Consider the following 7,851-nt stretch of genomic DNA (forward strand, 5'->3'; position numbering starts at 1 on the left):
AGAAAAAATCGCGCCGCGTGCCGTCCGCTCAAGCTCGCTAGGGCGGCTGTTTGACGCATTTGCGGCGATTATTTGCGATCTACGAGCCGTCAGCTTTGACGGCGAGGCGGGCATGCGGCTAGAAAACCTATACATCCAGGGCTGCGAGCAGAGCTATAAATTTAGACTGAAAAAAGTGGGCGAAAATTTTACCCAAAACGCGCCGTATTGCGCTTCACAGCAGCCGAGCGCCAATGATTTACGGCACGAAACACAGCGCAAAGCGGGGCAGGGCGGTTTGAATGTGCAAAATCGTAGCGGCGCCAAAAACAGCTGCGCGCTGCGAGGCGATTTTAAAAAGCTTGAGGGCGATGCGGCGAGCAAAAATGAGCTTAGACTAGCGGCCCAAAACATCGCCGAAAGTAGCGATAAAAAGAATGAAAGTTCCGCCGCAAATTCTATAAACCAAGCATTCGCCCTGAATTTAATAAATCTTGAAAGCAAAAACGCTTCTAACGCCGATCAAGCCCCGCAAAACAGAGCTTACGCGCCGAGCTTTGAGGACGAATGCTACGTGATCGATTACGAAGAGGCATTTTTGCAGGCTTTGCGCGATGAGCCGCGCTTGGCCGCGACGAAATTTATAAACGCCATCGCAAATTTCATCACCGATTTCGCCGAGGGCGCGGGGCTCGAGGTCGCGCTAAGCGGCGGGGTCTTTCAAAACGCGACGCTTCTAAATCTTACGTGCGCAAAGCTATGCGCGCGGGGCATCAAATTTCATCTAAACCGCGCCGTTCCTTGCAACGACAGCGGCATCGCATACGGGCAGCTCGCGGCGTATCTAAGCGAAATTTCGCGCTAAGCTCGTCCACAAAAAACGCAATTATAGCCGTTAAGCTCGCTCTTTGTAAAATTTACTAGTTTCATCTCGCCGCTAAATTTAATGAACTCTGCGCCCTGCCTGCGCTTTACGTAAATTCTAACGCTACGGCGATAAAATCCACCGCGGCTAGCTTTCTACAATCGCAAAATCAGCGAATAAATTTACGCCTTGCTGTCTTTATATGTCGCAGCCGAAACGTTAAATTTTAAAATTTAACGGCGCGCCGTTGCCTGCCATAGCGTCACGGCGCACTATTATGGCAATCGATGCAAAATTCTACTGCGGCGCACGGCTAGATACTGCGCAAATCCTAAGCTAAGACGCTATTTAGCGCCTGACTCTTAAAATTTGGACGCAAGCTCGCGGTAGAATTAAAAATAACGTAGCACCGGTAAATTTCATCGCGCTAGCACTAAAATACAACGCGAAATCGCGAGCAAAATTTCAAAATAAGCGGGTGCCTTGGAGCTTTAAATTTTAAAGAATAAGCCGAATTAGCGCGAAATTCTTACTATTTGAGCGGAATTTCGGTAAAATTACGTTCAAAATACGCGAAATAAGGGGAGCTATGAAAAAAGAGGAAAAAGAGAGCGCCGTAAGATTTAGCATTTCGCTGCCGACGAAGCTTTTTGAGGATCTCGATGAGATGGTGCGCGCCAAGCAATACCTAAGCCGCAGCGAGTTTATCCGCGATCTCATACGCGAAAAGATGGTCGAGGGCGTACTTCACGGAGATGGCGAGGATGACTGCGTGGGCGTGCTTTGCATCGCTTACGATCATCACCAAAGCGATCTGATCGAGCAGCTCGTAGAGATCGAGCACCACGCAAACGTCACCATCATCAGTACCAGCCACTTTCACATCGACGAGCGCCACTGCTTCGAGGAGATCACGATGCGGGATAAAATTTCAAAGATTGAGCGGCTCAGCGCCAAAATCGGCGCGCTAAAAGGGGTGAAATTTTCCAAGCTCGTAAAGGCGGTTATCACCGAAGCGTAGGGCTTTTGCATGTTTTTGAAAACAGCGCGTCGCGCTAAATTTATGCGCCTTTAAATTTAAACGCAGCTGCGGCGCGACTTTTTGCAGGTTACGAAGCGCGATTCTCGATCGAGTGGAGAATTCGGGCGGCGCGGCTGCGCAAGGCGTGCAAATAAAATTTGTTTAAATTTACGCGGCAAACGAAAGCGCGAAATTTTATAAATTTTAATCAAAAGCGCTCTTGTCGCGGGTTGAAATTTACGCACTGGCGCGAGATCGGTACAGCTAGCGACTAAATTTTATAAGGAGCCGCATTTTCATGCCGTATTTGTAAAGCCCGAGTTAGCTTAAAATCGATATGAAAACGGCTGCCGCGACGATGTTCGGCACGCCGGAGAGAGCACGCGCGAGATTGTAGAACACCGGGATAAAATCCGCTCGCAAGCCCTGAATTTCGCGCCCCTATCTGCGGCGATCTTTAGTTTATTTTGAGCCGTTGTGAGCTACGATATCTAAATTTACGGCGTACGGCTCTGCAATCTGCGAGCAGGCGATTAAATTTAAAGCAGCGCTTTGCTCGCGAGCTTTAAAATTTTGCGTCGAGCCTTCGCAAACAACGTATGAAATTTAGATAAAACCGAAGCGCGTAAATTTCAAGCGCTGTTAAATTTCATAAAATTCCGCACTTCGATATAAAATTTATCAAATTTACGCCGTTTAAAGCAAAAACGTGGTATTTTACGCGCAAAATTTATTATCCAAGGAGAAAAAATGTGTAAAGATTGCGGCTGTTCCATCGGCCACACTCACGAAGCGGGCACCCATTCGCACGCAGATATGACACACGAGCATGTCCATACCCACGCGGACGGCACCGTCCACTCCCACGCTCATATGCACGAGGCGGGGATCGATCATGAGCACGACGCGCACGATCACATCCACGCAAATGACGCCAAGACGATCGAGGTGATGAGTAAAATTTTAAGCGCCAACGACGAGGAGGCCGCTCACAACAGAGCTCATTTTGACGAGGATAAAATTTTATGCTTAAATTTGATGAGCAGCCCCGGTAGCGGCAAGACGACGCTACTTGAGGCCACTATCAAAAGCGGCAAATTTAAAATCGGCGTCATCGAGGGCGATCTAGAGACCAACCGCGACGCCGATCGCATCATAAAAGCGGGCGCGCAGGCGCATCAGATCAGCACCGGCGAAACCTGCCATCTGGATGCCTTTATGGTTCACGAGGGGCTTCATCATATCGATACGAAAGGTTTGGATCTGGTTTTCATAGAAAACGTCGGAAACCTCGTCTGCCCTGCGGCATTTGACGTAGGCGCGCACCTGAACGTAGTGCTTCTAAGCGTGCCAGAGGGCAGCGATAAGATCGCAAAATACCCGGTAATATTTCGCCGCGCAGACTGCGTCGTAATCACCAAAACAGCGCTGCTACCGCATTTTGACTTCGATATACAGGAGGTGGTGCGCGAAGTGCACAAACTCAATCCGAAAGCCGACGTCATCGCTCTTGATAGTAAAAGCGGCGAGGGCGTGGAGAAATGGCTGAAATTCCTACAATACAAGAAGGAATTTCGTTAATGTGTCTTTCAATCCCTTCAAAAATTATCTCGATCGACGAAAATAATTTCGCGACCGTGGAGACTCTGGGCGTGCGCCGCGGCGTGAACTTGGATCTACTCCCTGAGCCCGCGGCGGTCGGCGAGTACGTGCTGATCCACGTGGGCTTTGCGATGGAGAAGATCGATACGCAGCGAGCGAAGGAGAGTATCGAAATTTACGAGCAGATCGCAAAGCAGATGAGGGCGGAAGAGGGCTCCGTATATGAAAGCATAGAGCCGCAAGTCGGCGCAGAGAATTAAAGCGACTTGCAAACCCGTAAAATTTAAGGTAAATAATGGATCTAATCAAGGATTTTAGGGATAAGGAGCTGATTTTAGCGCTTAGCAAGCTGATAATTTCTAAAAGCAAAAAGCCGCTAAACATCATGGAGATTTGCGGCGGACACACGCACTCGATCATGAAATTCGGCCTTCCGAGCCTGGTCGGCAAAAATATTAAATTTATCCACGGTCCCGGCTGTCCTGTGTGCGTGATGCCGCGCAGTCGCATCGACGAGGCGATCAAGCTCGCCGCGATGCCGCAGAGTATTTTTTGCACTCTAGCAGACACGCTTCGAGTTCCTGGCTCTCGCACCAGCTTGCAGAAGCTGCGCAGCGAAGGGCACGACATCAGAGCGCTTTATAGCCCGCTTGATTGCATAAAGATCGCGCAGGAAAATCCGCAAAAAACGGTGATATTTTTTGCGATCGGCTTTGAGACGACGACGCCGATGAGCGCCGTGCTGATCGACAAAGTGCTAAGCTTGGGGCTAAAAAATCTCTTTTTTCACATAAATCACGTCACGGTGCCAGCTCCCGTGCGAGCGATCTTAGACGACGCGGACATGCAGATAGACGCGTTTTTAGGGCCTAGCCACGTAAGCGTGATCACCGGCGCGAAGGCCTACGAAAGCATAGCGCGCGATTACAAAAAGCCGATCGCCGTAAGCGGATTTGAGCCGCTTGACATAATGGCGGGCGTGTTAAATTTGGTGGAGCAGCAAAACGCCGGCACCTACGAGGTTTTCAACGAATACGAGCGCGTCGTAAAAGAGGGCGGCAACCAAAAAGCGCAAAATTTAATAGATAAATATTTTGAAATTTGCGATTTTCCCTGGCGAGGGCTCGGCGAAATTCCAAAAAGCGGCATGAAGTTGCGCCCGCAGTACGCGGCGCTGGATGCCAGGGTGCAGTTTGATTGCAGCGTACAGAGCGCGCCCGAGAGCAAGGCCTGTATCTGCGGCGAAATTTTGCGCGGCAAAAAAAGCCCATATGATTGCAAGGTTTTCGGCAAGCACTGCACGCCGCAAAATCCGATAGGATCGTGCATGGTCTCAAGCGAAGGCGCATGCGCGGCGTATTATAAATACGGCGACGTCAAAAACGCGGGCTAAATTTTGCGCGCGGTATCCGGCTATCAGGGCGGAAATTTTAAAAATAAGTCATGCTTTAGAATTTTAACCGAAGCGGAATGGTTGCGCTAAATTTGCTTTAAAATTTTGCGCGGCGCGGTAACGGCACGGCTTGTTCGGCTGCAAAATACGGGCTTATAAATTTAAAACCGAGTGAAAAGGAAAAATTTGAACGAAACTATACTTTTAAGCCACGGCGGCGGCGGCGAGGAGATGAATAGGCTCATCAACGAGACGATCTTTGCGGCGTTTGATAATGAAATTTTACGCGCGAACAACGACAGCGCGATACTAAATTTAAATTTAGACGCCGGGGCGGATTTTGATCGCGCGAAGCCGAGCTCTGCTTTGAATTTTGCGAGCTCTAGCGGCGAGCTAGCTTTCAGCACCGATAGTTTCGTGGTCACGCCGCTGTTTTTTAACGGCGGCGACATCGGCAAGATCGCCGTTTGCGGCACCGTCAACGACCTTGCGATGGTGGGCGCCAAGCCGCTGTTTTTAAGCTGCGCGCTCATCATCGAGGAGGGGCTTAGCCTAAGCGAGCTGCGACGCATTCTGGACTCGATGGCGAGCACTGCGCGAAGCTGCGGCGTTCGTATCGTTTGCGGCGATACAAAGGTTGTGCCGCGCGGCAAATGCGATAAAATTTTCATCAACACTAGCGGTATCGGCCGTGTTTTGCGACCTGCGCGCGTGCAAAACATCAAAGCGGGCGCAAAAATCCTGCTTAGCGGCGACATCGGGCGACACGGAGCAGTGATACTCGCGGCGCGCGACGAGATCGCGCTAAGCAGCGAGCTGCAAAGCGACTGCAAACCGCTTTGCGCTGCGGTCGAAAAGCTGATCTTGCAAGGCGTGAAAATCCAGGCGATGCGAGATGCGACGCGTGGCGGGCTCAGCGCGGTTTTGAACGAATTTGCAAGCTCCAGCGGGCTTGAATTTTTGGTGCGCGAAGAGGATATCAAAATCAGCGACGAAGTAGTGGGCATGTGCGAACTACTGGGCTTTGAGCCATACGAGCTTGCAAACGAAGGCACTTTCGTAGCGATCGTAGAAGATGACGCCGAAGCTGATAGGGCGCTTGAGATACTGCGCGAATTTGACGCAAACGCCGCAATCATCGGCGAAGTGCGCGAAGTAGGGCACGGCGGAGGCGAATTTGAGGGCTCTTTGACGTCAAAGCTTAGCGCGCAGGACGAATCTACGGGCGCGGCGTCGGAAAATAGGGCGGAACAATTTAAAGCTCCCTATGCGACAAAAGGGCGAGTGATTTTGCAAAACGCCTATGGCTCGCAGCGATTTTTGGAGCTTCCAAAAGGCGAACTGCTGCCGAGGATTTGCTAAATTTGCGTGCAAATTTAGCAAATTTAAGCCTAAATTTCAGAGCACGTTTTAAATTTACAACGAAATTTCGTATAAAATACGGCGCGACCGTAAAATTTAGAGGGAAAAATGCATGAACTATCGATCGTAGCGGATCTTGTGGCGCTATGTGAAAAGGCGCTAAACGCCGAAAAAGCAAAGAAAAAAGGCGCAGCCGAGCAGGGCGATAAAAATCGTTGCGACATCGCCGATACCGCCAATGAAAATACGAATTCCGCGAATACTGGCATGGGCACCGAGAATACCGAAAATACGGGCGTTACGGATACGGACTCGAACAGCAAAAACGGTGATTTTTATAAAAATTTGGATGCAAATCCGCAGACGCTTTGTGATACACCTATCGCAAAAAGTCCGCAGATAAGGGAACTGCACGTAAAAATAGGGCGGCTAAGCGGCGTGGAAGCGCATTATTTGCAAAACTGCTACGAAGTCTTTCGCGCAGGCACCGTCTGCGAAAATGCGGATCTCATCATCCACCCCCAAGAAATCGTCGTAAAATGCAAAAACTGCGGTTTTAGCGGGGATTTGACGCAGAACGACTTTTCTTGCCCGCGCTGCAAAAGCTCCGAAATCAGCGTAATCGACGGCGAAGATATGTATCTTATGCGCCTGGTTATTGAATAAAAGAGGGCGTTTTCTGGGTGCAAAACTTTCCATATTTTAAATTTAACTCCTTGCTATAAGCAAAATTTTATTTCCGCCCAATTCAGATATTATCTATTTTAATTCTTACAAAAACACATCGTCCTCTGATTTCATTTGAAGTCACATAAATTATCAAATATATTTATGTAAAAATTCTTCTAATAAAAACCATTGATAAAAACACCAAATGCGTCAAAATACATGAAATTATTCATATAATTATACGTTAATTTCATATTGAATTTTTACTTGAAAATTATAGTTTTCAATATAAAATTCCTAGAATTATGGGAACTATAGCGCTTTTCAACACTATTTATTGTATATCGACTCAAAGAACCCAAAGAGACTAAATGCGAAAATGCGAGTTTTCTCTATATATGAGTTTTTTACTTTGCTATCGTTCCATTTAGCTTTTAAATTTAAAGTCAATTACTTTATGATATAGACACGCTGCGCAGGATAAAATAAAATTTCATAATTTACTAACGCAAAAAAGCCAAATTGCCCTACGTTTACTCGTAGATTGATAATTTGCCCTATTTCGGAATTCAACCTTTTAGGCGAGATGGATTAAAATTCCCATTCAAATTTTAGCTTATACCCTCCTCCTCGTATCGCTCTTAGTAAATTTATTGCACTCGGCGCGAAATTTTAAAATTCAGTAACGCGGGGTTTTTAAATTTAACCAAATTTCAAATCCCGCAAGTATAATCCGCCATAGATTTTAAAATTCCAAAGGCACAACTTTATGAACCCTAAAATTTTAAACGCCATAAAATTTCGCGGCATAGCCTCTAGCGTTTTGGCAATCTGCACTTATCTGATCATTTGGGCTTGTTGCGAGTTTTGGCATGACGTTGAAATAAGCAAATTTTTAGGCGTTGCCGCCGTAATTGTTGCCATAATTTTCGCTTCGATGATTTTTAAACTCTCGGCAAC

General features: G+C 47.8%; 6 protein-coding genes and 2 pseudogenes. All 8 read left to right on the top strand.

Features of this window, described 5'->3' with window-relative positions; translation table 11 throughout:
* Positions 1-844: pseudogene (locus Q0257_RS08905) on the top strand (hypothetical protein); the annotation flags it as partial.
* A 589-nt stretch (positions 845-1,433) separates the two neighbouring features.
* Entirely contained in the window at positions 1,434-1,865 is a 432-nt protein-coding gene (gene nikR / locus Q0257_RS08910) for a nickel-responsive transcriptional regulator NikR (RefSeq protein ID WP_298024210.1), read from the top strand.
* A 750-nt stretch (positions 1,866-2,615) separates the two neighbouring features.
* Positions 2,616-3,446 carry a hydrogenase nickel incorporation protein HypB gene (gene hypB / locus Q0257_RS08915; RefSeq protein WP_298024212.1) on the top strand — a complete coding sequence of 277 codons (831 nt, stop codon included), beginning with the start codon at positions 2,616-2,618 and terminating at the stop codon, positions 3,444-3,446.
* On the top strand, positions 3,446-3,727 hold the full coding sequence (locus Q0257_RS08920; RefSeq protein WP_298024214.1) for a HypC/HybG/HupF family hydrogenase formation chaperone: 282 nt from the start codon (positions 3,446-3,448) through the stop codon (positions 3,725-3,727). The genes hypB and Q0257_RS08920 overlap by 1 nt, the downstream gene beginning before the upstream one ends.
* 35 nt (positions 3,728-3,762) lie before the next feature.
* Positions 3,763-4,860, top strand: coding sequence for a hydrogenase formation protein HypD (hypD, locus tag Q0257_RS08925; RefSeq protein ID WP_298024216.1), 1,098 nt, complete (start codon positions 3,763-3,765; stop codon positions 4,858-4,860).
* 186 nt (positions 4,861-5,046) lie between these two features.
* Positions 5,047-6,222 (top strand): hydrogenase expression/formation protein HypE, encoded by a 1,176-nt coding sequence (hypE, locus tag Q0257_RS08930; protein ID WP_298024218.1) that lies wholly within the window; start codon positions 5,047-5,049, stop codon positions 6,220-6,222.
* A gap of 108 nt (positions 6,223-6,330) precedes the next feature.
* Positions 6,331-6,888: a hydrogenase maturation nickel metallochaperone HypA gene (locus Q0257_RS08935; RefSeq protein WP_298024220.1), complete on the top strand. Its 558-nt coding sequence runs from the start codon at positions 6,331-6,333 to the stop codon at positions 6,886-6,888.
* Positions 6,889-7,660: 772 nt separating this feature from the next.
* Positions 7,661-7,851, top strand: a pseudogene (locus Q0257_RS08940) (hypothetical protein); the annotation flags it as partial.

The sequence above is a fragment of the uncultured Campylobacter sp. genome, assembly GCF_938018035.1.
GTDB lineage: Bacteria > Campylobacterota > Campylobacteria > Campylobacterales > Campylobacteraceae > Campylobacter_B.

Bases quoted from the DNA above. Each gene is read 5' to 3' on its own strand.
- nikR (WP_298024210.1), top strand. From the start codon at position 1,434: ATGAAAAAAGAGGAAAAAGAGAGCGCCGTAAGATTTAGCATTTCGCTG.
- hypB (WP_298024212.1), top strand. From the start codon at position 2,616: ATGTGTAAAGATTGCGGCTGTTCCATCGGCCACACTCACGAAGCGGGC.
- Q0257_RS08920 (WP_298024214.1), top strand. From the start codon at position 3,446: ATGTGTCTTTCAATCCCTTCAAAAATTATCTCGATCGACGAAAATAAT.
- hypD (WP_298024216.1), top strand. From the start codon at position 3,763: ATGGATCTAATCAAGGATTTTAGGGATAAGGAGCTGATTTTAGCGCTT.
- Q0257_RS08935 (WP_298024220.1), top strand. From the start codon at position 6,331: ATGCATGAACTATCGATCGTAGCGGATCTTGTGGCGCTATGTGAAAAG.